We start from the raw sequence: 25,123 nt of genomic DNA on the forward strand, positions 1-25,123 counted from the left end.
GTGTGACAATCACCTTCGCTGTACTATCGGTTAGAGATTCAAACGATTGTAGCGCAACCCTGTAGTGCACAGGCGTTGCAGACGCACTCCTCGCTACCGCAGCACGCTGCAACAACGCTTCAGTCTCGACGCGCTTCTTCCCGTCCACAAACGCGCTGTCCAAGACTACGATAACTCTCCCCGACTCCAGCCCCGAGGCAATTCGTATACGTATGCCGACTCCTTTCAGCGCGGCATCAGCAAGTTGCGAAGTATCGACACCTGATGAAGAAGTGCCTGAAGACTGTGCGCTCGCGGTACGAATGCAGAGTGCGCATAAAAACAACGTAAAACTGATCGTGCGCAAGAGGGCCACTTTCGAAGGAGTCGGCTTGCAGATTATCTGCACTGCACCGCCAGTTGTTGAGCTGTAATCGATCCACCTTGACCGGCATCCATAACCAGAGTGTACCCAGACGGATCAAGCGATAGATCAAGAAGCGTATGTCCAGTCTCGTGTCTGATTGTATCGATAGTATCGCTGTAAGATCCATCCTTCGCGACGAGGAACCGACCGCGCGCGAACCAGATTGACCCGTTTCGTGAATTGTCTGTGGCGCCTGGCGGATTCGGGACAAACGGTCCGTCTAGCGGTTGGTATTCCCCAGCTGCCATAGTGCCATTTACGTTCGCGGGTCCTTCAATTCGAACAAAATATTGCCCACGTGTTAGCATTCGCCACATTGCGGTTCCGATATTTTGACAAAGAGGTTTTGTCGACAGGCCAATCAATCTGCTTGATTCTGCCTGAATTTGGCTGTACAACGAACCATAGCTTCCGCCGCTAGAGACAGGCTGGCAAGTGCCTCCCCAGCAGTTGCCGCTTATCCAGTCGTCGTCAAACAGATACCTAGGCTGACTTGGTGCGGTTGTAGTCAAACTTTCACTCGATTGGTCGCAAGCAGCGACCGCAAGTGCGAACAATCCGACGACTATCGTCCGTCTGGCTCGCGTGTTCATTAGTTACCCGTGAATCGATCGTGAGCTTAAACCATTTTCTTAGACGCTCGACTTGCCCGAACTTCAGAGTGAGCATGGAACATGGAACGATCAAAATGTGCGAGCGGGGCACGTGCCGTGAATTCGGAGCGGAGACTACGGTGGAGGCAGTGCACCGGATGAGCTACGGCGGCGACTTGCGACCAATCGCGCTAGAACACATAAGTGTGAATCGACCATCCCCTGTCACGACGTTGTTCGCCAACTCTTCACGTGCCTTCGAGTCGACCAGCACCTATGGCAAGCGCGGAAGCGGCAGAGCGGCCGCCGAACTCACGTCCTGAACTCGCCGATCAACCCGCGTACGCGAAGTGACGCCGTCTGCAGCATCTCGGCAGTGGCGGACACTTCCTGCGCGGAGGCGGAGGTCTGTTCGGTGCTGGCCGCGACCTGTTCTGCCGCGGCTGCATGACCTTCCGCCGTATCGCGGGCGCTGGTGAGCGATTTCTGCACCGCGCCCAACGACTGACGGTTGGCATTCACCGCCGTGGACACGCGTGACGCCGCGCCTTCGACCTGCGCGACCGCATGCTCGATGCGCGACAGTGCCTCGCCCACGCCCTCGGCCACGGTTTCCACGTCCTTGAGGCGCGTGGCACCGGAGTCCACCGCGCTCGACGCGCTGGCAATGCGTGCGCGGATGCGCTTCACGTTCTCCGTGACCTCGTTGGCCGCGTTCGCACTCTGCTCGGCCAGCGCGCGCACTTCCTGCGCGACCACGGCAAAGCCACGTCCGGCACTGCCCGCACGCGCCGCTTCGATCGCGGCGTTGAGGGCAAGCAAGTTGGTTTGCGTGGCGATCTCGGAGATCACGCTCACGAAGTCGTCGATATCACTCGTCGCATCTTTCAGCGAGACCATTTCGGCGCGGGATGCCGTGACGACTTCGCGCGCGCCGAGCAGCGTGTCGATGGCCAGCTGTACCTGATCGCGCGTGTTGTTGGTGGTGTTGCGAATGTCACGGCCCACACGATCCGTCTCCTCGGCCGCTTCACCGATCGTGGCGCCGGCCTCCGCGAGCTGCTTCACCGTGTGGCTGGCGGTGTTGAGCGCGCTCAACTGCACCGTGGCGCCGTGCGAAATATCCATGACCGCGGTGGTGACATGCTGCGACGACGCCGCGGCTGACGACGCGGACGCACTGAGTTCGCCTGCCGCGAGCGTGACTTGATCGGCTTCGTCCTGTACGCGTGACAGCAAGCGGCGGAGTCGCTCTCGCGCCTGCTGCATGGCATCGATCAGTTCGGCGTACTCGCGCGCCACGCCGGAGCGCCGCAGGTCGACGTCGGGATCACGCAGGTCACCAGCGCCGATCGCCATCATCTCGTCGCGCAGTCGCACCAGCGGAGCGGTCACGGCGCGCGCGGTGGAGAGCCCGAAGAAGGCTGCCACCCCGAAGGCGGACGCGACGACGATGGCGAGCAACAGCTCCGCTCTCCAGAGGCCATCGCGCATACGCTCCATCGAATCTTCGGCACCGGTGCGCGCGGCCCGACGCAGCGCCTGCAGCTCGGACTCGATCGCCTGCATGTCACGACTGGTCTGCTGCAGCACGCGTTGCGCGTTTCCTTCGTTGCCGACCACCTGCCAGGCGTGGGTGACGGCAATCCGCACTTCCATCGCGGCCTGCAGCGTGCCAATGGCTTCAAGTCGCTGGCGTTCGTCCGCGCGCAGGATGCCCTGATCGAGGGCGGCCCGGCGCAGTTTTCCGGCTTCGGCCACGAGTGCGACGTACTGGGCTTCGTCTTCGGGCGAACGGCTCGTGAGATAGCGTAGTCCTGCCACGAGCTCGCGAAGCACGGTCGTGGTCGCCTGCTCGGTGAACTCGGATCGGTCGGCGAGTGCGCGCACGGTGGCTTCCGCTTCGCTGTTGCTTCGCTTGAGGCCGTACCACCCCAACAGCCCAGCGAGCAGGAGCAGGCCAATCGACGTGCCGAAGCCGACGATCAATCGGACGCGAATGGTCGCGAGCCGGATGACGGCCATCAGCGCGTTCCTCCATCTGGTGCGTCGGTGCTGTCCGCGGCCGTGTCGGCGTTGCCGCGCACGCGATCCACGCGAACAATGACGACGCTGCGTCCCTTGATGTCGTGATTGCGTTCGAACGCGATCCGTCCGGCCACGCCGTCAACGGAGGGGGCACCATTGCCGATTCTCTCGAGCGCCAGGCGCAGTGCCGCGCGCGTGCGCGCCCCGCTGATGATCGTGCGTCCCATGACGATTGCAGCGTCGTACGACAGTGCGGCGAACATGTCGGGGTCTTGCTTGAAGCGCTCGCGGTAGCGCGACAGGAACCAGAGCGCTTCAGGACTCGTCGCTCGATCGGCGCGGAAGAACGCCACATACCGCGCACCGACGGCCTCCGCGTGCCGATTGATCTGTTCGGTGCCGTCGCCGCCGATGAACGGCGCAGTGACCCCGTGTGCTTTCAGGGCGCGAATGAAGGCCAGCGCATCGACCGCATCGCCGGGGAAGAGCACCACGTCGGGGTGCATCGTCGAGAGGAGCTGGGCATAGGCATCCCACTCGGTGACGCCATTCAGATAGGGCTCGCGGGCGATCACGCTGGCGCCGCTCCGGGTGAACGTCTGGGAGAAGGTGCTCGCCCAGTCGCGTCCATACGAGTCATTGCGATAGATGATCGCGGCGCGTCTGGCGCCGAGTGAGTCGAACGCCCACTGCGCGGTGACGTGCGCGGCGTCATTGTCGCTCGGCGCTACGCGAAAGAACCACGGGCTTTTGCCACTCAGTTGCGGCGACGAGGCCGTGGGGGAGATGGCGACGACGCCGTTGGCGCCGGAATGTTCGGCGTCGGCATAGACCGGAAGGGCCTCGATCGTGTTGCCGCTTTCCGGGTGACCGACGACGGCGATGACGCCGGGATCTCCCGTCAGTTGCTGGGCGACCTGGACGGCGCCGGCCGAGCCGACCTTCGGGGGACGGCTTCGGAACCGGAGGGAGGAGGCGGAGTTCAGACGTTCGACGGCCAGATCGACCCCTCGCACGACTTCATCGTATCCCGGGCTGCCGGGGATGGCCCCGACGCCGATCAGGAAGGTGCCGTCGCCGGTGCCCCCTTGGGGGCTGTCCGAGGCGCGACAGGCCGGCAGGAGCAGCAGGAACGCGAGTGCCGCGGAAGCGGCGCGGGGCATGGTGGCACGTCGGATCTGGATCACGAGCAATAGACGATCTGGAGTCGGGTGCGGAAACGGTGCGGTGTCGAGGGCGGGCGTGGCCGCCGGCCGCACGGTGACGGCGTCCCCGAGCGGCCGTCCAACGCGCGGCGTTCGGACCAGATTCGGACTCAAAAACCGTCAAAAATTCGCAAAGAGAGTTACTTCAAATCAGGAAAACTGGGGAAGTATGGCCATGATGTTCCGATTTGCTTGCGGCAGCCGGAAACGTCGGTTTAGCTTCGCAAGGCTGTCTACAACGGCCCTCGTCGTCTCTGCGCGACCGCGCGTCACACGAGGCTCTCTACTCACTCAGGAACCGGCATGGTTGGCACGTTCCGCCCGCGACGGCTGGCATCCGTCGCGCTGCTGGGCGCTCTGGCCTTAGGGCTTGCAGCGTGCGGCGGCGAGTATCCGAATTCGACGTTCAACCCGAATTCGGACTACAACGCAGCGATCGATGCACTGTGGGACAAGCTGCTCTTCTGGGGCACGCTGGTCTTCATTGGTGTCGAAGCTGCTCTGGTCTATACCATCTTCAAGTTCCGCCGTCGTCCGGATGGCGGAGTTCCCAAGCAGGTGCACGGCAATACCGCGCTCGAGATCACCTGGACGGCGATTCCTGCCGTCATCCTGATCTTCATCGCGATTCCGACGGTCCGCACGATCTTCAAGACGCAGGCGAAAGCGGCGCCCGAGGCGCTGCAGGTCGAGGTGATCGGGCACCAGTGGTGGTGGGAGTTCCGCTACCCGCAGTACGGCATCACGACCGCGAACGAGCTGTATCTGCCGAATGGCCGCACGGTCAACTTTCAGCTCAAGACCGTCGACGTGTTGCACTCCTTCTGGATTCCGCAGATGGGTGGCAAGCGCGACTTGATTTCGAATCGCACCAACTACCTCTGGTTCACGCCGAACAAGGACCTTGGTTCGAAGGCGTGGAACGGTTTCTGTGCTGAGTTTTGCGGTCCGTCGCACGCCAACATGCGGTTCCGGGTGTTCACGGTCACGGCCGACGAGTTCGGGCAGTGGGCCGCGCATCAGAAGCAGCCGGCGAGCTTCCCGCTGGCCACCGCCGACGTCGGCGCTGCCACGACCGTGCCGGCCGTCGCTCCTGTTCCGGCCGGAGCGGGCAGCACGCCGCTGCTGCAGGTATCGGCGGTCACGCCCGCGGTCGCTGCCGACACGACCGCGAAGTCTGCGCCCGTGCCGATGTGGGTGTTTCCGAAGGAGCGGATCGAAAAAGAGTTTGCCTTCACGATTCCCAAAACACCGCTCACGACTCTGATCAGCTTCGACGCATCGTTGCTTGGCAAGGGTGATGCGGAGCGTGGCCGCCAGCTGTATAGCAAGTCGAGCTGCATCGGTTGCCACGCGATCGCCGGCACGCCGATGAACATGGCAAACGTGGGTCCGAATCTCACGCATGTGGGGTCGCGGCACACGATCGCCGGTGGGCTCTATCCGAACGACACGAAGCATCTGTCGTACTGGATCAAGAGTGCGCCGCACATGAAGCCCGGCTCCATCATGCCCTCGCTCGGCAAGGGTGTGACGGATCCGAAAACCAAGATGGTGGTCAACGTCGGCGGTTTGACCGACGCGGAGGTCGCGGACATCGTCGCGTACCTCCAGGCCCTGAAGTAAGTCACCGTCACCGCTGACCAACGACACCGATGGCAACCATCGCTGCCGCGCCCCCGTACACCGAAGCCAAGCCCATTCCGTCGACCACGGGCGTGTGGTCCTGGCTTACTACGGTAGACCACAAGCGCATCGGGGCGCTCTATCTGATCACCGGCCTGATCTTCTTCGTCGTCGGCGGCCTCGAGGCCGCGATTCTGCGCGCTCAGCTGGCGACGCCGAATGGAAAGCTCATTTCGGCCGAGATGTACAATCAGCTGTTCACGATGCACGGCACGACGATGATCTTCCTCGCCGTCATGCCTCTCTCGGCGGCGTTCTTCAATTTTTTGATCCCGCTACAGATCGGCGCGCGTGACGTCGCCTTCCCGCGACTCAACGCGTTCTCGTACTGGATCTACTTGTTGGGCGGCATTTTCATCACCCTGCCCATCTTCTGGTCGATGGCGCCGAATGGTGGTTGGTTCGGCTACGCGCCGCTGAGCACGAAGGCGTACTCGCCGCAGCACAACATGGATTTCTGGGTGATCGGTTTGCAGATCCTCGGTATCTCCTCGCTGGCAGCCGGTTTCAACTTCATCACGACGATCATCAACATGCGGGCGCCCGGGATGACGCTCATGCGCATGCCGATCTTCACGTGGATGTCGTTCGTCGTGCAGTTCCTGGTGGTGCTCGCCTTCCCGGTGATCACCGTGGCGCTCGTGTTCCTGCAGTTCGACCGGTTCTTCGGCACGAACTTCTATACGATTGCCAAGGGCGCTGACCCGCTGCTCTGGCAGCACCTCTTCTGGGTGTTCGGTCACCCCGAGGTGTACATCCTGATTCTTCCGGCCTTCGGTCTCGTGTCCGAAGTGCTCCCCACGTTCTCGCGCAAGCCGCTGTTCGGTTATCCCGTGATGGTGTACTCGGGCATCCTGATCGGCTTCCTCGGCTTCGGCGTCTGGGCGCACCATATGTTCTCGGTGGGTATGGGCCCGATCGCCGACGCGGTGTTCTCACTCACCACGATGCTGATCGCGATTCCGACCGGCGTGAAGATCTTCAATTGGATGGCCACGATGTGGGGCGGCCAGATCCAGTTCACGGTCGCCATGAAGTTCGCGATCGCGCTGGTGGGGATGTTCACGGTGGGCGGTATCTCGGGTGTGATGCACTCGTCGCCCCCGGCCGACCTCCAGCAGACGGACACGTACTTCGTGGTGGCACACTTCCACTACGTGTTGTTCGGTGGCTCGGTGTTCGGTTTGTTCGCCGGCATGTACTACTACTTCCCGAAGATCACCGGCCGTTTCCTGTCGGAGAAGCTGGGTAACTGGCATTTCTGGATTTCGTTCGTCGGCATGAACCTCACGTTCTTCCCGATGCACTTCAGCGGTCTGCTCGGCATGCCGCGTCGTATCTATCAATACGATGCAGGCCAGGGCTTCGACTTGTTCAACGCGATGTCGACCGGTGGTACGCTCATCCTGATGATCGGCACGCTGTTCGGCCTGATCAACGTGTGGAGCAGCTGGCGCAGTGGACGGATGGCGTCGAGCAACCCGTGGGGTGCCGCGACGCTCGAGTGGACGATTCCGTCGCCGCCGCCCGACTACAACTTCGCCGAACTGCCGCAGGTGAAGTCGCGCTACCCGCTGTGGAACATGAAGGGTGGTGAGAAGCTCGTGCACGAGACGACGTACGAAGAGGAGAAGGGCCGGCATATCCCGACATCGCAGGAACTCGGCATCATCATGCCGAATCCCTCGATCTGGCCGCTGGTCACCGCCTTCGGACTGATCGTGATGTTTGGTGGGCTCCTGTTCATGGACGCGAGCGTTCCCACCGCAGTGGCCGTGATGCTGGCTGGTACGGCGCTCTGGATTGGCTCGCTCTACAATTGGCTGCTCACGCCGCTCGAGGATCACCACTAAGATGACCGCCACTACGGCACCTACGACCGCCGCGCACGGCGACGGCCACGCGCACGGCGGCGGCCATTACACCTCGTTGGGGCTCGACAACCGTAAAGTCGCCATTTGGACCTTCATCGGTTCCGAATGCATGCTCTTCGCGTCGTTGATCTCGACGTACCTGATCTACAAGGGACGCAGCCCCGAAGGCCCGTTCCCGCACGAAGCGTGGACGAGTCCGACCACGGGCAAGGTGTTCCCGGCGATCCTCAACATCCCGGTCACGTCGGCCTCGACATTCGTGCTGCTGATGTCGTCGCTGGCGATGGTGCTTGCGCTGGCCGCGGTGCAGAATCGCGACCTTCCCAAGCACACCACGTGGGACCGCATTCTCGGTTCGTCGAAAACGTGGCTGTGGGCGACCTGCCTCCTGGGTATCGGTTTCCTTGGCTGTCAGGCCTACGAGTTCACGTCGTTCATTCATGAAGGACTCACGATGCGAACGAACCTGTTCGGCTCGAGCTTCTTCACGCTGACCGGCTTCCACGGCGCGCACGTGACCGCCGGCGTGCTGTGGCTCTTCACGTTGCTCGCGATCGATTACAAGCGTGGACTCAAGCCGTCGGATGCGCTGCTCGTCGACATCTGTGCGCTGTACTGGCACTTCGTCGACGTGGTGTGGATCGCGATCTTCACGCTCATCTACCTGATCAAGTGAGGCGGTGATGGCTGACCATTCCCCGGCTGCTGGCCACGCCCACGACGAAGCGCACCATCCAACCTGGACGACGTACTGGAAGATCGCCGTGATTCTCACGGTGATCACCGCGGTCGAAGTCTCGGCGTACTACATCAAGGCGTGGGAAGAAAGCTGGGTGTACGTGCCCAGCATGCTGATCATGTCGGCGGTGAAGTTCTACATCGTCGTGATGTACTACATGCACCTCAAGTACGATCACAAGCTGTTCCGCTCGCTGTTCACCGGCCCGTTGATCGTGGCCGGTCTCACGCTGATTGGACTGCTGTTCCTGTTCTCCAAGCTCGTGCTGCGACTTGGCCTGCTCAGCTAATCGCTGAGTCGTCCGTCGCGAGAACCCGTGGCCAGTCGTCAGCGTTGAGCTGGTGTCTGGCCACGTTCGGTTCTCCTCCGCCCGCTGGCGCATCCGCTCATGCATCCGCTGGCGCATCCGCTGCAGTGTAAATTCCCGATATGATCGCGCTCCTGCTGCACCCCGCCGCCCAGCTCAGCTGGTCGAATTTCACGATCCACCCCAGCACGGCGATCGGCATCGCCGCGATCGGGGCGGCCTATATGTGGCGCGTGCGTCAGGGGCCGTCGGCGATGGACCGCGTGCCCGTGACCGTGCCGGACATGGCGCAGGCCACCAGCGCGCAGCTCGATGCGGCGGCCGCGCCGCAGGGCCCCACGTCGGCGCAGCGCGTCAGCTTCTTCACGTCGCTCCTGCTGCTGTTTCTCACGCTGAACGGACCGCTGCACGATCTGAGCGACTACTACCTGTTCAGCGGGCACATGGTCCAGCACCTGATCCTCACGCTGATCGTACCGCCGCTGATGATCATCGGCACCCCGGGCTGGATGCTGCGTCCGCTGCTGCGCACACCGGCCGTGTTCGCGGTGGCCCGCAAGGGTACGACGATCGCGGCCTGTTTCGTGATCTTCAACCTGGTGCTCTCGTTCTGGCACCTGCCGCCGATGTACAACCTGGCGCTGGCGAATCACCCGATTCACATCGTGCAACACCTGATGTTCATCGCGGCGTCAGTGCTGATGTGGTGGCCGCTCACGTCACCGCTGCCCGAGCTGCCGCGTGCGCCATACCCGGCGCAGATGCTGTACTGTTTTGTGATGGTCATCCCGATGTCGGTCATCTCGATCTACATCGCGATGGCGGATACGCTGCTGTACCCGGCGTATGCCGTCGCCCCGCGCATCATGGGGATCACGCCGATGATGGACCAGCAGTACGGTGGTCTGATCATGTGGATTCCCGGTGGTGTCTTCTTCTATGCGGTGATGACGGTGGTGTTCTTCAAGTGGTCGCAGCGCGGCGAAGATGATCAGGACAGTGCGCAGGTGGGTTGGGTCCCCTCGACGGATGCGCTGACCTGATGGCGGGCAAGAAGCCGGTAGCCCGACGTCACGTCGGCAAGGACGCGCCCAAGGTTGCGCCCAAGAAGAACGCAGCCGCCGCCGAAAAGAAGTTCGGCAAAGCCGCGCGTCAGGCCGCCGAAAACGGTGGCAAGAAGCCGGGCGCGTGGCGCGACGCCGAACAGCCGCGCGTGTCGCACGCGGCCGCGCCGATTCCGGCCGAGGCGCTGGGCACGGTCGCCGTCAGTGTGTCACGGACGATCGACGCGTCGCCCAGCGAGATTTTCCGCGCCTTCAACGACCCCACGCGCCGGCAATGGGGCGGGGCCTTCGGCTACAAGGTGATGAACGCCGTGGCACCGCGCTTCCTGCGGCTGATGCTGCACGACGGCACGCTGGTGAGCGTGTCGATCGGCCGTAAAGGCAACGCGCGCTGCGCCGTGGAACTCGAACACTCCCGGTTGCCTGATGTCGCAACCGGCGAGCGGATGAAAGCAGAATGGCGCGACGGACTTGGACGGATGGCGGAGCAACTGGACGAGCTGTTTTGAACGGCTTAGGGGCGCCAAGAATCGACCGCGCTAAGAGTGAACGGCGCTAAAAGTGAACGGCGCTAAGAATCAGGAGCGAAACGACAAACGGCGTGAACAGATGGAGCGGATGGATCGCTCGCCGTTCCCGCCGTTTGTCGTTTCGCCGTTCATTCTTGGCGCTGTTCACTTTTAGCGCCCCTGACTTTTAGCGCCGTTGATTCTTAGCGCCGTTTGCCGTTCACTCAGGGGCTCCCGCTATCTGTGCTCCGACGCGTCCCGGCAGTGACGGGTGCTGCTTCCACATGTAGGCGCCCATGGCGCCTGATGCGATGAGGTTGGCGATGAAGACCTGCAACCATGTGATGTCACCGAATCCCTGCGCGAGCACGGTCGTCCAGCCGACCCAGCCCACTTCGAACACGACGAACAGGCCGGCGAAGCCAATGAACGACGATGGCACTTTCTCCGCGCTGTTCACGACCCACGAGAAGCCATAGCCGATCACGCAGAAGATCGCGAAGTGGAAGACCGTGTAGCCGAGGAACGCAGCGGCTCTACTCGGCGTGTCGCCTTGCAGAAACAGCGATCCGAGTGAAGTGCCCAACATGACCGGGGTGGCGAGGAGCTCGCCGCGTGTTGCGTCGAGAATGGCGAACCAGACCGCAATCGCGGTGGCTCCGATGAGTCCGGCGGAGATTCCTTCACGTGCCATTCGATTGCCCGTAGACATCCGATGCCCTCCTCCACTCGCGGTGATTTCGGAGGTCTGCCCCTCGACAAACCTCGTCAACGCTGTACATAGCTTCGTCAGCAGTACATATCTGCAGGATGAAGTCCGTGTGCGGTTGCTGCGCTTCTGTAGCTCTACGCCACATGGCGATCGTCGTTCCCCGATGCTCTCCCGTGGTAGGCGGCGGTGGTCGGTCAATGCTGCAATCCGGCTCTCGCGAGAGTACCACCTAATCCCGAGTCCTGCCATGCCCCGAGCGTCTCGCCCTGTTCTGGCCACGTTGTTGACCGCCGCTGGTCCCTGCCTGCTGCTGTTGCTCGCCGCGTGCGGCGGTGGCGCGGCGGCTGACCGAGAAAAGGCCGCGGAGGCGAAGCTAGCGGCCGGTCCGTCGTGTGTGAGCACGGACACGACGCCGGTCGGGCTTGCGGTGCTCGACTACATCACGAAGGCGGAACCGCTCCCCAAGCGCTTTCTGAGCGCCGCCGGCACCGACTCCGCTGTGCCCGACGACGGCTTCAAGGTGCTGCAGGACAAGGGACCGACGTACTTCTACAGCAGTGACACGGTCGCGCAGCGGAAGATTCGCGAGAAGCTTGAAGAGGTCGGCCCGTATCCCTCGATGCTGGTGGTGTTCCGTGGCAAGACCGAGGCGGACAACGGCAATACGGTGACGGTCCGACTTGGCGGTCACTACGTGGGAGGCGACGACAACGGCACGCTGTCGCCGACCAAGTCGTACGACGTGCGGTGCGACACCACCGGATGGAAGGTCGCCGCTTCCAAGGCCGAGGGCGGCGCCTGATGGCCGTCAGCCGGGTGGCGTCTGGCCAAACGGCAGAGCGCCCCGAGCGACTCGTCTCGCTCGACGTGTTCCGGGGCATGACCGTGGCCGGCATGCTGCTGGTCAACAACCCCGGTACCTGGTCTGCCATCTATCCGCCGCTCGAACACGCGGCCTGGAACGGGTGGACGCCGACGGACCTCATCTTCCCGTTCTTCCTGTTCATCGTCGGCATCACCACCGAACTCTCGCTGCGCGCGCGGCGCGCCCGCGGCGATGATGAACGCGCCATTCTGCGGCAGATTCTCCGTCGCGGCGCACTCATTTTCCTTTTTGGCTTCCTGCTCTCCGGGTTTCCGTTCTTCACGTGGCCGCCGGCGCTGCTGGAGGCCTCGTTTCTCGATCGTGTGGTGGACCGCATCGAGCATTGGCGCGTGCTGGGCGTGCTGCAACGCATCGGTCTGGCCTATCTGTTCGGTGCGCTGCTCACGTGGCGCACGACACTGCGGCAGCAGTTTGTCATCCTCGCCGTGCTGCTCTTCGGATACTGGGCGCTGATGACGTTGGTGCCGGTCCCCGATACCGGCGTGGCGGGTCGCTTTGTACTCGATAAGCCAGACCACCTGCTGAGCGCGTGGCTCGACCGCACCATCCTCGGCACGAACCATCTCTGGGTCGGCGGCAAAACGTGGGATCCTGAAGGCCTGCTGAGTACCGTCCCGGCCATCGGCACCATGATGCTGGGTACGTTCGCCGGACGATGGATCGCGCGTCAGGAGCGCACGCTCACCGATCGCCTCGCCGGGTTGTTTGCGGTCGGTGCACTGACGATGATGCTGGGACTCGTCTGGCACTGGGTGTTTCCGATCAACAAGAGCATCTGGACCAGCTCGTACGTCGTGTTTACGGCGGGTATGGGCGCCGTCTCGCTCGCGACTTGCATGTGGATCATCGACGTGATGCAGGTGCGACGCTGGACGTTTCCGTTCGTCGTATATGGTACCAACCCCATGCTCGCGTTTCTGGGGTCCGGATTGATGGCGCGTATCACCTCATCGATCTGGACCTGGGAGACAAGTACCGGCAGTCGGATCTCGGCGCAGGGATTCGTGTTCAACACCCTGTACGCCTCGTGGCTTCCGCTGCGGGAAGCTTCGTTCGCGTACGCCCTCAGCTTCGTCGCCCTCTGGTTCCTGATTCTTTGGGGCGCATGGAAGCGTGGGTTCGTCCTCAAGGTCTGACGATGACGCCTTTCCGGCTCACCAGTACCGTTCGCCGTCGTACGCTCGCCCTGTTCGCGGGCCTTCTTGTCGTCGCGCCGCCTCACGCCGAGGCGAACGCCGCCTCCGGGTCCGCATCGGCGACCGCGATCACCGCGCTGGCGGTGCAGTCGCGATCGACGAGGCAAACCAAGCGCCCCACCCCCAAGAAGAAGACGCCGGCGAAGCGCAGCACTCGCAGCACACGCGCGGGCCGTACCCGCGCGCCCATCGTCCCAGTGTTGCGCTTCACGTCCCCACGTGGCGAAGCGGCGCTCACCAGCGATCTGACCACGTTGCTGGGCAGTCGCACGAAGAACGGGGCATGGGGCGCGATGGTGATCAGCATTTCGCGCGGCGATACGCTGTTTGCGCACGGAGCTGACAGCAAGATGGTGCCGGCCAGCACCATGAAATTGTTCACCTCCGCCATCGCGTTCGAAAAGCTTGGCCCTGAACACACGTTCAGTACCGATGTGCTGCGCGACGGGCCGCTGGAGGCCAATGGGGTGGTGCGGGGCAACCTCGTGCTCCGCGGTGATGGCGACCCGTCGCTGTCGCCGCGCTTCGTGCGTGGTGGCCCCGACGCGTCGATGAGCATGTTGGCGCGCTTTGTGGCTGGCGCCGGCATCAAGCGCGTCACCGGCGACCTGGTGGCCGACGCCTCGGCGCTCGAGCTGCGCGGCATCCCCGAGGGCTGGCTCACGCGCTACGCTGGTGCCGGCTACGCGGCCCCGTTCTCGGCGCTCACGCTCAATGAGAACATCGTGATCGTGGGTGTCACGGCGGGCGGCTCGGGCGGCGCGGCCACGGTGTTCCTCGAACCGGCCACCCGGGGGCTGACCATCACCAACACGGTGCGCACCGTGGCCGGCAGCAGCACGCGCATCAGCGCCCATCGCGCCGGCAACGATCGCGTGGTGGTCTCGGGCACGATCGGCGCGCGCGCCGGTACGGTGCGCTATCAACTCGTGGTCGGCGATCCGGCCACGTTCACCGGCGGGGCGTTCCGCGCCGCGCTGGAGGAGCAGGGCATCACGGTGGACGGCGCCCTGCGCGTGGGGCGCACCCCGGACAACGCGACGCTCGTGACGAGCTTGCCATCGCCGCCGCTGGCGCGCCTGATCTCGACAATGAACCGCGAGAGCATCAACATCTTTGCCGAACTCCTGTTCCGCGGCGCGGCGCGTGGCGCCGACAAGCAGACGCTGGGATCGGCCGAGAATGCATCGGCCACCCTGAACGAGTTCATGGTACGCCAAGTCGGTGCCGCGCCCGACGCGGTGAGCGTCACTGATGGCAGCGGCCTGTCCGTCCTCGACCGCGTCACCCCGCGCAGCCTGGTGCAGTTGCTGGCCCACGCCCACCGTGCCCCCTGGGGCAGCGCGTTCCACGCGTCGTTGCCGGTGGCCGGTGAATCCGAACTGCTGCGCAACCGCATGCGCGCCACGCCGGCCCAAGGCAACCTGCACGCGAAGACCGGCACGACGAACGACGTGATCGGCCTGTCGGGCTATGTGACCGCTGAAAACGGCGAAATCCTGGCCTTCGCGTTCCTGTACAACGGTAAGGATCGCTGGCACGCCCGCGAGACGATCGACGCCATGGGCCCCACGATGGCGGCGTTCTCGCGCGAGTGAGCGTCGGGTGGTCGCAGCTCTCGGCACCGCGTCGGCCGGCACTGAGCTGACGTTCGGTCGTTCGCTGGTTCACGCGAAGCTCGCGAAGGGCCGCGAAGGTTCGCGAAGAACAGCAACAAAAATGCTTCTGCCGTTCTTCGCGATTCTTCGCGGCCCTTCGCGCGCTTCGCGTGAACCTACGGTCCAGCCGCTACCGAGGAGCCGTTACCGCCGAGCCGCTACCGCCGAACCGTTACCGCGGAGCCGTTACCGCGGAGCCGCTACCGCTTGCCCCGCGACTTGCGGGCCTTGCCGCTCGGCAGCGGTCCGCGAACGGTGCGGGCGCCGGCTGACGGGTCGAGGGCGATGCCCTTGGCCACGCTCATGGCACGGACCATGGTGGTCGAGAACGACGCGCTATTGGAGCCGGCGACCACGGTGCTGTTGTAGCCGACCGCGAACGCCCCGCCGATGCCGCTGGGGGCGCCGGTGACGCTCCAGAGCAAGTCCGTGGTGCCGGTGGTCAGGGCGTTCCACGAGGAGCCGTTGTAGCGCAAAAGCGTGCCCTGTTCGCCCGTGGCGTAGAGATCAGCGGCGTTCGGGCCCCAGACCGACGTGAGTACCCGGCTGCTGCCGGTCGAAATCGACGACCACGACGTGCCGCTCAGGGAGAACGCGACCCCGCTGCTCCCCGACGCCGCGGCGCCGACCGCGGTGGCGCCCGTGCCGCTCGACCAGACGCCGGCGAGCGTGCCCGTCGTGTTCACGTTGACGGTGCTCCAGCCACCAGTGCTCAGCCGGAGGGCCGCTCCATTCTCGCCCGTGGCGACGATCTCCGTGGGCGACGAACCGTGAATGGCCCACAGCGCATTGCTGCTCGTGGCGGCAACGGCCCACGACGAGCCGTTGTAGCGGACGACCTCACCCGCCGCCGTCACCGCGTACACATTCGATCCGCTGGTGCCCCACAGACCGTACACGCTGGCGGTGGACGGGAAGCTCATGGCCGTCCACGTTGCGCCATTGAAGCGCAGCATGGTGCCGTTGTCGCCGGCCGCGAAGGCTTCGGTGCTGCTGGCACCCCAGACCGCGTTCAGCGTGGCCGTGGTCGGCGTGGCCTGTCGCGCCCACACCGATCCGTTCCACCGATAGATGAATCCGAATTCGCCGACCGCCCACGCATTGGTGGCTGACGTCGTCCAGGCGTCGATCAGGTCGGGAGCCAGTCCGACCGTCTCCCACGTTCCGGTCGCGAGACGCTGTACGCTGCCGCGCTGTCCGCCCGCCCACACCTGACCGGCGGCGTCGGCCGACACCGCGAACATGCGCGGGGTGTACGGCGTGGTCACTCGGGTGAGCGTGCCACTGTTCAGCAGGAGCAAGCCATCATCGCTGGCGATATAGAGCCGCGTATCGCTGGCCGACACCGCGCTGACGGCATACAGGTCGGCCACGATGCCGTTGCTGTTCACGGTCGTCCAAGTACCGCCGCTGAACGACAGGATCGTGCCGAACGCGCCGACGGCCACCACGTTGGAGCTGGTAATGCCCGACACGCCGCTGAGTGACTCGGTGGTCGGGACCGTCTGACGCGACCAGCTGCCATTGCCGAAGCGAAGCACTTCGCCGTTCGCGCCCACCGCGAACGCGATGCCACCGCTCGCCCATACACTGTTCAGCGTCTGCGTCGATCCGGTGCTGTTGACGCTCCACGCCGACCCATTCCAGCGCAGCGCGGTGCCATTCTCGCCTACCGCGAAGCCGCTGATCGTGCTCTCCATGAACACGCTGTTCAAGCGGTTCGTGGTACCCGAGCTCTCGATGCTCCAGATCGAGCCATCGAAGTGGATCGTGACCCCGTTCGTGCCCACCGCCATGACGTTGCTGGACGACGATCCGTGCACGGCCAGGAATTGCGTTCCGTACGAGGCGCCGCGTACGGCGACCGACCAGGTGCTGCCATTCCACCGGAACACGTCACCCACGCTGTTGACCGCGAAGGCACTGTTGGCGTCGATCCCGCGCAGCGAGACGACATCTTCGTAGAGCGCGCCGCCGAGACGCGTGGCGGCCCACGTCGTTGCGAGGCCGTTGGACACCGACACGAAGGCGGTATCACGCATCGTGGTGTCGGCCACCGACTGCACGATAACGCTGGTGCTGCCGAGCGCGATCGCCGTGACCTGTCCGGCCGCGCTCACGCTGGCTACCGCGCTGTTCGAGCTGCGATAGGTCACCGCCGTCGACAATGGGGCATCTGCCACCACCGTCGGTACCAACTGCACGGTTTGTCCGGCCAGCATGGCCGACGTGCCGGGCGTGACGCTGACCGACCGCACGACAGCCGCGACCGTGATCGTGGACGTCGCGCGGCGCGAGGTATCCGCGACGGCGACGGCGCTGACTTCAGCCGACCCGACAGCGATACCGGTTACGACACCCGTTGCCGAGACCGTCGCGACTGAGGCATTACTGCTACGCCACGTGACGGCCGTGGTGGCGCCGTTCTCCGTGGTGACGTTTGCGACGATCGTACGCGTACCACCCACGCCGACGGTGGCCGCCGCCGGTGAAACACTCACCGCGGCCGCATAGCGCACGGTGAACAACGACGTGGCGCGCTTGGTCGTGTCGGCCGCGGAGATCGCGGTGATGATAGCCGTACCGGCCGACACCCCACTGACCAGCCCAGACGATGACACGGCGGCGACCGTGGCGTTGCTCGACCGCCAGATCACCAACTGCGAAGCGCCGGGATCAGCAGTAAAGTTGACGCCGAGTTGGCGTGTGTCGCCGGTGAAGATCGTGGCGGCGGCGGGCGTGATATCGAGATCGCGTACCACCGGCACGATCGTGACGGCGGCCGTGCCGCGGCGCGTGGTGTCGGCGACGGACACCGCGGTAATGAGCGTGCTGCCCACTGAGACGCCGGTAACGACACCGGTCGACGAGACCGTCACGACGGCGTTGTTCTGGCTGCGCCACGTGAGCGCGGTGCTGAGGCCGGGCTCGAGATTGACCGAAGCGGCGAGCGTGCGCTGCTCGCCGGTGCCCATCGACAACGTAGATGGTGCGATGGCGATCGAACCCGCCGACGTCACGGTCACCTGCGCGGTAGTGGTCACACGGACATCGCCGACGGCATTCACGCGAATGATGGTGTTGCCGGGCGCCACACCGGTCACGATACCCTGCGTGTTCACCGCCGCGATCGACGGATTGTCGGAGAGCCAGCGGAGATCCAGCAACGCGCCGGCGTCAGCATCGACCGTGGCGTTGAGCGGCAGCTGACCCCCGGCGATCACCGATACCGCCTGCGGCGCGATCGTGATCTTGCGAACGGCGAGTACGCCGACGCTGATCTCGAGCACCAGATCGCCGGTGCGGGCACGAATCGTCGCTCGGCCCGGCGCACGCGCCGTGACCATCGCGGTCGACCCACTTCCCGCGACATCGGCGATCGTGGCATCGGAGCTCGTCCAAGTGACCGGTACGCCGGCGATCGCGTTACCCGACCGGTCGCGGGCCGTGACCGTGATCGATTGCGACGCGCCGACGGCATTCAGATTGAGTGCGCCAGTCGAACTCTCGAAACGCGTGGGCGTACCGCCGGTGCCGTTGCCGGAACTACCCGTGACGCCATCGGCCGGCACGGCGCACGCGTGCAGACCGATGGCGAGCATCGATCCGAGCGTGACCGGCGAGATCCAACGGGCTGCGCGACGAAGCGTCGAGCGCGAGCCGTACTTGTTCGGGGAAACACGCATGAGAACAGCACGCACCAGCGAAGGTCGAAGCGCGCTGCTGTGGAATCACGGGTACATCCCCGTCAATATCCGCAGCGCACAATGTCATCCAACTCACACTTTGGACGACCGATGCCGACGCGCGGCATCATTTCGCGCAGGCGTTTGTCAGGGATATCACGGCACGGGCACCGCCGTTACAGCGGAGGCGTCCGGGACAGTTTTTCGTCCCGAACGCTCAAGTTTTTCACTCACCGTGCACAAAAAACAGTGTGATACGGATGAGCGAACGGCGCCGTGACCCAGGTCACCGCGCCGTTCGCCTTCGTCACGACCGTGACACCTGCCCGCGGTATCGCGAGGCGATCGCGAGGCTAGCGCGATGACTTGCGTTTGCGTGCGATGCCGTGTGGCTGCGGACCGCGGCGTACGCGAGCGGAAGCAGACGGCTCGAGTGACCCGAGTGCTGGCGCATCCGATGTCGCGCGAATGGCCGCACGAAACGCCGAGGATCCACTCGCGGCGACGATCGTGCTGTTGATGCCGACCGCAAATCCTGCGGACGCATTCGGTGCACCCGACACGCTCCACAGCAGGTCCGTCGTCCCGGTGGGCATCGACGTCCACGTATTGCCGTTGAAGCGCAGGATCGTACCGTTGTCGCCCGTTGCGTAGAGATCGAATTCACTCGGGCCCCAGAGCGCCGTGAGCGCTGGCGTCGCGCCCGGCTGCAGCGACGACCACGCGGTGCCGTTGTAGCGGTAGGCGATACCGGTCGTACCCGCGGCGTTCGCGCCGTCGGTGAACACGTTCGTGGCGGCCGTGAGCCAGATGCCGGCCAACGTGCCGGTGGCAGGTGCGGGGAGTGCCGTGAAGACCGCACCGTTCAGTCGCCAGACTGCGCCATTCTCGCCAGCGGCATACACGTCGGCCGCCGATGTCCCGTAGACCGCCCACAGCGGCGAAGGGGCGGTGGTCAGCAGCGTCCACGCCGATCCGTTGAAGCGATAGATCTCGCCGGCCTTCGTGGTCGCATACACGTTGCCGCCGTTCGTGCCCCAAAGCGCCGAAACCGTACTCACACTGGGAAAGGCCATCGGCACCCACGCGCTGCCGATCAGTCGCAGCATGATGCCCGATTCGCCGCCGATGAACCCCTCGCCGGTCGTGGTCGTCCACACGCTCGTGAGCGTAGCCTGCGTGGGCACCGTGACTTTGGTCCAGTTGCTGCCGTTCCAGCGATACACGAACCCGAACTCACCGACCGCCAACGCGTTATCGGCCGCGGCCGTCCACACGTCGAGCAGATCGGGCGCCAAATTGTTCGTGGTCCAGGTGGCCCCGCCACCGTCGGCACTGCGTAGCACCGATCCCCGTTCGCCACTCGTCCATGCGGTACCCGTGGCATCCACGCTCACACCAAACAGCTGCGGCGCATACGGGGTGCTCACCAGCGCTGCAGTGATGCCATCGAGCTGCGCGACACCGCCGTCGCCGACCAGATAGCGACGTCCACCGTTGGCGGCCGAGCCGCTCACGTGGTACAGGTTGCCGGCCAATCCGCCGACACCGAGCACCGACCACGCCGTGCCGTTCCAGCGCAGGAGCGTGCCGTTGGTGCCCACGATGACCACATCGGCGGCGCTGTTGCCGTGCACGCCGTACAGCAGCTCCGAGCTCGGCACCGCTACGCGCGCCCACGTGGCCCCCACGCGACGCAGGACTTCCGTATTCGCGCCCACGGCATACACCACGTTGTCGCCGCCCCAAACGCCGTTCAGGGTCTGCGTGGAGTTGGTGGTTTCCGTGCTCCATGTGTTGGTGGCCAGCTGCAGCACGGTACCGTTGTTGCCGGCCGCCCACGCCACGGTTTGGCTCTCTACCCAGACTGCGTTGAGCGTCTGGGTGGTGCCCGATGTCATCGCGCTCCACGCGGTGCCGTTCCAGCGCGCTATCGCACCGTTGGTGCCCACCGCGATGATGTTCGTGGCCGACGAGCCATGCAGCGCCAGATAATCGGCACTGTTCGACAGCGACAGCGTCCACGTGGTGCCGTTCCAGCGATAGACGTCGCCTTGCAGGTCGATGGCAAACACGTTCGCCGCGCTCACCGCGAAGATCGACAACAGATCGTCGCGCAACACACCGCCCAGTCGCGTCGCGCTCCACGCCGCGGCCAGTCGAGGCACGACATTCAGCGTCACCGTGTCGCGTTTCGTGCCATCGGCCACCGACGTGGCGGTGATCAGCGTGCTGCCCACGCTCACCGCGCTTACGACTCCCTGCGCCGAGATCGTGGCGACACCACCCGCGCTGGAGCTCCAGGTCACGCCGGTGGCGACACCGGGATCCGCACTGACGACGGCCGTGAGCGTGGTGCTGGTGCCGGGATTAATGCCGACGTTGCGCTGCGCAATGCTCACCGTGACCGGGCGCGCGGCTACGGTAATCGCACTGGTGGCGCGGCGCGTGGTATCGGCGGTGGAGAGTACCGTGACGGTGGTGCTGCCCAGCGCGATGGCGGTCACGAGGCCGGTGGCGCTCACAGTGGCGGCGGCCGGATTGCTGGAACGCCAGGTCACCGTCTGCACCGCACCGGCGTCGGCGGTGACCGTCGCGGTGAGTTGCTGTGAGGCGCTGATGAACAACGATGCCGTGGTCGGCGACACGGCGACGGTGCGCACGACGGGCACCACGTTGACGGTCACGGTCGCGCGCAGGGTGGTGTCTCCGACCGCAACGGCGGTGATGGTGGCCGTGCCCTGCGCCACACCCGACACCACGCCAGCAGCCGATACCGTGGCGATGGTGGCGGCACTGGTTCGCCACGTCACCGTGGTGGGAAGTCCGGCGTCGATTTGTACGGTGGCCTGCAGCGCCTGCGTCTGCGCCGTGCCCAGCGACACCGCGGTCGGACTGACGGTGATGTTGCGCGCCGCCTGCACCGTGATCGTGGCCGTCGTGCTCACGCGCGTGTCGGCCGCGGCCGTGGCGCGGATGGTGGCCGTGCCGATGCCGATGGCCGTGACAAGTCCGGTACTGTTCACCGTGGCCACGGTGGGTGACTCGCTGCTCCACGTCACGCCGGTGCCGGCGCCATTGATGGCATCGACGCCGGCGCTGAGCGATTGCGTTTCGCCCACGCGAATGGTGGCCGTGACGGGCGTGACGGTCACGCCGCGCACCGTGGGTGGATTCACGACGACCGGCGGCCCGGAGGGATCGCCGCCGCCACCGCACGCCGCCACCGCGAGCGTAAGCGCGACGGAGCGGACACGACGTAGGCTCGACGTGAAACGGATCCGGGAAGACGACAGGGCTGAGTGCATGGCGTGGCGAGAGTGACAGGCGAGCCGACCCGGACGACAGCGGGTACCCCGAGAGTCGGAGTACCCGCGGCTACTTACGCCGGCGGAATGGTGACCGTGCTGAATTCCTGCGTGTCGCGCGGCGCGGTCATGGCCGCCGGATTGAGGATCTCGTCGAGCTGCTCGCGCGTGAGCAGCTTGCGCTCGAGCACCAGGTCGAAGACGCCGCGTCCACTGGCGAGGGCCGTCTTCGCAATGTCGGTCGCGATTTCATAACCGAGCACGGGCACCAACGCCGTCACGATGCCGATCGAATGCTCCACGAAGTAACGCATGCGGTCGGCATTGGCGGTGATGCCGGTTACGCACCGCTCACGCAGCACGAGGCACGCGTTGCGCAGCATGTCGATGCCGCGCAGCAATCGATACGCGATCACGGGCTCGAACGCGTTGAGCTGCAGCTGCCCCGCTTCGGCCGCCATCGTGACCGTGACGTCGCCGCCGATCACTTCGAAGCACACCTGATTCACGACTTCGGGAATGACCGGGTTCACCTTGCCCGGCATGATCGACGAGCCAGGCTGCATCGCCGGCAGGTTGATCTCGCCGAATCCGGCTCGCGGCCCCGACGACAGCAGGCGCAGATCGTTGCAGATCTTCGACAGCTTGGTAGCCGTGCGCTTCATGACGCCCGAGAGCTGCACGAAGGCGCCCGTGTCGCTGGTTGCTTCCACCAGGTCGAACGCCGTGATCACGGGGACCTCGGCGATCACGGCGAGATGTTTGCACGCCAGCGCCGCATAGCCCGGCGGCGCATTGATCCCGGTGCCGATCGCGGTCGCGCCAAGATTGATCTCGCGAATCAACGACTGGGCTTCGCCCAGGCGGTCCACGTCTTCCTGCAGGGTATGCGAAAAGGCCATGAACTCCTGACCGAGCGTCATCGGCACCGCATCCTGCATCTGCGTGCGCCCCATCTTGATCAGCGGCGCGAACTCGACGCCCTTGGCGCCGAAGGCATCCGCCAGGCGCGCCAATTCAATGCGGAAGCCCGACAGGCTCTTGTGCAGCGCAATGCGCACCGCCGTGGGATACACGTCGTTGGTGGACTGGCTGAGATTGACGTGATCGTTGGGTGAGATCACGTCATACGCGCCACGTTGCTGATTGCTGAGCTCGAGCGCGCGATTCGCGATCACTTCGTTGGCGTTCATGTTGGTGGAGGTGCCGGCCCCTCCCTGAATCATGTCTACCAGAAAGTGCTCGTGATGACGGCCGGCGCGTATTTCGCGGGCGGCGCGGATAATCACATCGGCATGCTCCTGTTCCAGCAGACCGAGTTCGAGGTTGGTTTGCGCGGCCGCCTCTTTCACTGCCGCCAACGACTCGATCAGCACCGGGAATTCTCGAAGTGGAATGCCGGTGATGGGGAAATTCTCGAGCGCGCGCAGCGTCTGCACGCCGTACAGCGCTTCATAGGGCACGTCGCGCTCGCCAAGCAGGTCGTGTTCCTGGCGGGTGCGGTGGCCGCCGAAGCCAAGCGTGCGGCCGCGGCCCACGAGTGTGGCATCGGCACGGCGCAGACGTGCCGAAATCGCGCGAGCGGCACGGGCCACCAGCGCTGCGTAGAGCTGCGGCGCTTCACGCGTGATGTCGTCGAGCTGATCGCGGGCCAGCACCATCGCGGTGCCCGGCATGATCACGCGCGCGGTGGTGCCGTGGGCGGAGTCATCGAGCAGCAGGCCTTCACCGACCGCTTCGCCGGCACCCAGGGTGACGAGGCGCGTGGTGCGACCATCCGACGACTTCTCGATGGCGACGGCACCGCTCAACAAGATCGCGAAGCGCTGGCGGGCTTCGCCTTCGTTGAAAATGGTGTCGTCAGGGACGAGCGTGAGCGGCGTGACGTGCCGCGAAAGCTTCCAGAGGTGCGCGTCGGTGAAGCCCTCGAGAAACGAGGTCGCGCGCAGCGCATCGGCGATTTCGGCCGGAGTGGTCATGGGGGGGAGTAAAGGTAGGATGCTACTGTAAAGAAGGTGCCCGACAAACCTGCCTCTCGCCACCAGTCGCTTGCTGCGATATCGTCGGTTTGATCACCAGAAGACCATTCGTGGTACCCTGTCGTCACCCGACCCTGTTCCGGAGCCTCACGTGCCTTTGTCCCGTCGCGACTTTCTCGAGCGCTCCGCTGCGCTGGCCGCAGCCGGCTTCGTTCCCCGTCTGCCCGACGACTTCGGGCAGGAACTGGGCCACACGGCGTCGGCGCCGGCCACGATCCCCGAATTCCGCGGGCGCCCGTTGGTGGTGTCGTCGTCGAACGGCATCAAGGGCGTGAAGGTCGCCTACGACAAGATGCTGACCGGCGAAGACCCGCTGGACGCCGCGATCGCCGGCGTGAATCTAGTGGAGCTCGATCCCACCGATCAGTCGGTGGGGCTGGGCGGATTGCCAAACGAGGAAGGCGTGGTCCAGCTCGATGCGTCGTGTATGCATGGCCCGACGCGCCGCGCCGGCTCGGTGGCGGCGATCGAGGGGATCGCCACGCCGTCGCTGGTGGCCAAGGCGGTCATGGACTACACCGATCACGTCATGCTGGTGGGCGCCGGTGCCACGAAGTTCGCCAAGGCGATGGGCTTCAAGGAGCAGAATCTGCTCACCGAGCAGTCGCGCCAGGACTGGATGCGCTGGAAGTCGCGATTGAACGCCAACGACGCGTGGCTCAATCACGACGAGGACATCAAGATCAAGTTCACGACGGGTACGATCAACATGAACGCCGTGAACGGCGCGGGAGACATCGGATCGGTGACCACCACCAGCGGCATGGCGTGGAAGGTGCCCGGCCGCATCGGCGACTCGCCGGTGATCGGCGCCGGGCAGTACTGCGACAACCTGGTCGGCGCCGCCGGCAGCACGGGACGCGGCGAGGCCAACATCAAGACCTGCGCGTCGTTCCTGATCGTGGAGTTCATGCGCCAGGGGCTGACGCCCGAGGCGGCCTGTCTCAAGACCCTCGAGCGGGTCGTGGCCATGACGGAAGCCCGCCTGATGGGCCCCAACGGCCGCCCCAAGTTCGATCTCGAGTTCTACGCCCTCACCAAGGACGGACGCTTCGGCGGTGCCACGCTGTATTCGGGTGGGAAGTTCGCGGTGTGCGACGAAAAGGGGGCGCGGCTGGAGGAGATGGCGTACCTGTTCAAGCGGTGAGGGCTGGAGCTGACGTTCCTAGGGTGAAGACACCCTAGGAAGCAGCGGGGAGGGTATCAGGGGGGAGTTCAAGGGGTCAG

At 64.8% G+C, this 25,123-nt stretch carries 16 protein-coding genes; 10 read left to right on the forward strand and 6 right to left on the reverse strand.

All coding sequences use genetic code 11. The features are described from left to right. Positions 1 to 1,311 precede the first annotated feature (1,311 nt). Both RMP10_RS02045 and RMP10_RS02050 read right to left on the reverse strand, forming a co-directional pair. Complete coding sequence (locus RMP10_RS02045) at positions 1,312 to 3,024, reverse strand: methyl-accepting chemotaxis protein (RefSeq protein ID WP_310568818.1); 1,713 nt, start codon at positions 3,022 to 3,024, stop codon at positions 1,312 to 1,314. Continuing rightward, the gene (locus RMP10_RS02050) at positions 3,024 to 4,346 is read right to left on the reverse strand and encodes an ABC transporter substrate-binding protein (protein ID WP_310568819.1); all 1,323 of its coding nucleotides are present in this window, start codon (positions 4,344 to 4,346) and stop codon (positions 3,024 to 3,026) included. Before RMP10_RS02050 ends, RMP10_RS02045 begins: the two co-directional genes overlap by 1 nt. A gap of 189 nt (positions 4,347 to 4,535) precedes the next feature. On the opposite strand from RMP10_RS02050, the gene coxB reads away from it, so the two are divergent. From coxB to RMP10_RS02080, 6 genes are all read left to right on the forward strand, one after another. Next, on the forward strand, positions 4,536 to 5,858 hold the full coding sequence (gene coxB / locus RMP10_RS02055) for a cytochrome c oxidase subunit II (RefSeq protein ID WP_310568820.1): 1,323 nt from the start codon (positions 4,536 to 4,538) through the stop codon (positions 5,856 to 5,858). A gap of 29 nt (positions 5,859 to 5,887) precedes the next feature. Next, the gene (gene ctaD / locus RMP10_RS02060; protein ID WP_309670528.1) at positions 5,888 to 7,771 is read left to right on the forward strand and encodes a cytochrome c oxidase subunit I; all 1,884 of its coding nucleotides are present in this window, start codon (positions 5,888 to 5,890) and stop codon (positions 7,769 to 7,771) included. A gap of 1 nt (position 7,772) precedes the next feature. Further along, a complete protein-coding gene (locus tag RMP10_RS02065; RefSeq protein ID WP_310568821.1) occupies positions 7,773 to 8,468 on the forward strand; it encodes a cytochrome c oxidase subunit 3 in 696 nt (231 codons plus the stop codon). A gap of 7 nt (positions 8,469 to 8,475) precedes the next feature. Next, on the forward strand, positions 8,476 to 8,820 hold the full coding sequence (locus RMP10_RS02070) for a cytochrome C oxidase subunit IV family protein (protein ID WP_310568822.1): 345 nt from the start codon (positions 8,476 to 8,478) through the stop codon (positions 8,818 to 8,820). Between the two features lie 140 nt (positions 8,821 to 8,960). Continuing rightward, entirely contained in the window at positions 8,961 to 9,881 is a 921-nt protein-coding gene (locus RMP10_RS02075; RefSeq protein WP_310568823.1) for a cytochrome c oxidase assembly protein, read from the forward strand. After that, positions 9,881 to 10,411 (forward strand): hypothetical protein, encoded by a 531-nt coding sequence (locus tag RMP10_RS02080; RefSeq protein WP_310568824.1) that lies wholly within the window; start codon positions 9,881 to 9,883, stop codon positions 10,409 to 10,411. Before RMP10_RS02075 ends, RMP10_RS02080 begins: the two co-directional genes overlap by 1 nt. A 220-nt stretch (positions 10,412 to 10,631) precedes the next feature. Here the strand turns inward: RMP10_RS02080 and RMP10_RS02085 are convergent, their stop codons facing one another. Next, positions 10,632 to 11,123: a hypothetical protein gene (locus RMP10_RS02085; protein WP_310568825.1), complete on the reverse strand. Its 492-nt coding sequence runs from the start codon at positions 11,121 to 11,123 to the stop codon at positions 10,632 to 10,634. Positions 11,124 to 11,370: 247 nt separating this feature from the next. On the opposite strand from RMP10_RS02085, the gene RMP10_RS02090 reads away from it, so the two are divergent. From RMP10_RS02090 to dacB, 3 genes are read left to right on the forward strand one after another with little or no spacing between them, the layout of a single operon-like run. Further along, complete coding sequence (locus RMP10_RS02090) at positions 11,371 to 11,925, forward strand: hypothetical protein (protein ID WP_309670522.1); 555 nt, start codon at positions 11,371 to 11,373, stop codon at positions 11,923 to 11,925. Next, positions 11,925 to 13,145 carry a DUF5009 domain-containing protein gene (locus RMP10_RS02095; protein ID WP_310568826.1) on the forward strand — a complete coding sequence of 407 codons (1,221 nt, stop codon included), beginning with the start codon at positions 11,925 to 11,927 and terminating at the stop codon, positions 13,143 to 13,145. The genes RMP10_RS02090 and RMP10_RS02095 overlap by 1 nt, the downstream gene beginning before the upstream one ends. A 2-nt stretch (positions 13,146 to 13,147) precedes the next feature. Next, positions 13,148 to 14,803, forward strand: coding sequence for a D-alanyl-D-alanine carboxypeptidase/D-alanyl-D-alanine-endopeptidase (dacB, locus tag RMP10_RS02100; RefSeq protein WP_310568827.1), 1,656 nt, complete (start codon positions 13,148 to 13,150; stop codon positions 14,801 to 14,803). Between the two features lie 260 nt (positions 14,804 to 15,063). Here the strand turns inward: dacB and RMP10_RS02105 are convergent, their stop codons facing one another. The 3 genes from RMP10_RS02105 to RMP10_RS02115 all read right to left on the reverse strand — a co-directional run bounded on the left by RMP10_RS02105 (position 15,064) and on the right by RMP10_RS02115 (position 23,836). Beyond that, a complete protein-coding gene (locus RMP10_RS02105; RefSeq protein ID WP_310568828.1) occupies positions 15,064 to 18,549 on the reverse strand; it encodes an Ig-like domain-containing protein in 3,486 nt (1,161 codons plus the stop codon). A 353-nt stretch (positions 18,550 to 18,902) separates the two neighbouring features. After that, positions 18,903 to 21,857 (reverse strand): Ig-like domain-containing protein, encoded by a 2,955-nt coding sequence (locus tag RMP10_RS02110; protein ID WP_310568829.1) that lies wholly within the window; start codon positions 21,855 to 21,857, stop codon positions 18,903 to 18,905. 74 nt (positions 21,858 to 21,931) lie between these two features. After that, complete coding sequence (locus tag RMP10_RS02115; protein ID WP_310568830.1) at positions 21,932 to 23,836, reverse strand: aspartate ammonia-lyase; 1,905 nt, start codon at positions 23,834 to 23,836, stop codon at positions 21,932 to 21,934. 151 nt (positions 23,837 to 23,987) lie between these two features. On the opposite strand from RMP10_RS02115, the gene RMP10_RS02120 reads away from it, so the two are divergent. After that, positions 23,988 to 25,043, forward strand: a complete 1,056-nt coding sequence (locus RMP10_RS02120) for a N(4)-(beta-N-acetylglucosaminyl)-L-asparaginase (protein ID WP_310568831.1) — start codon at positions 23,988 to 23,990, stop codon at positions 25,041 to 25,043. Positions 25,044 to 25,123: the final 80 nt, after the last annotated feature.

Origin of the sequence: Gemmatimonas sp., from assembly GCF_031426495.1 — a bacterium.
Taxonomy (GTDB): domain Bacteria; phylum Gemmatimonadota; class Gemmatimonadetes; order Gemmatimonadales; family Gemmatimonadaceae; genus Gemmatimonas.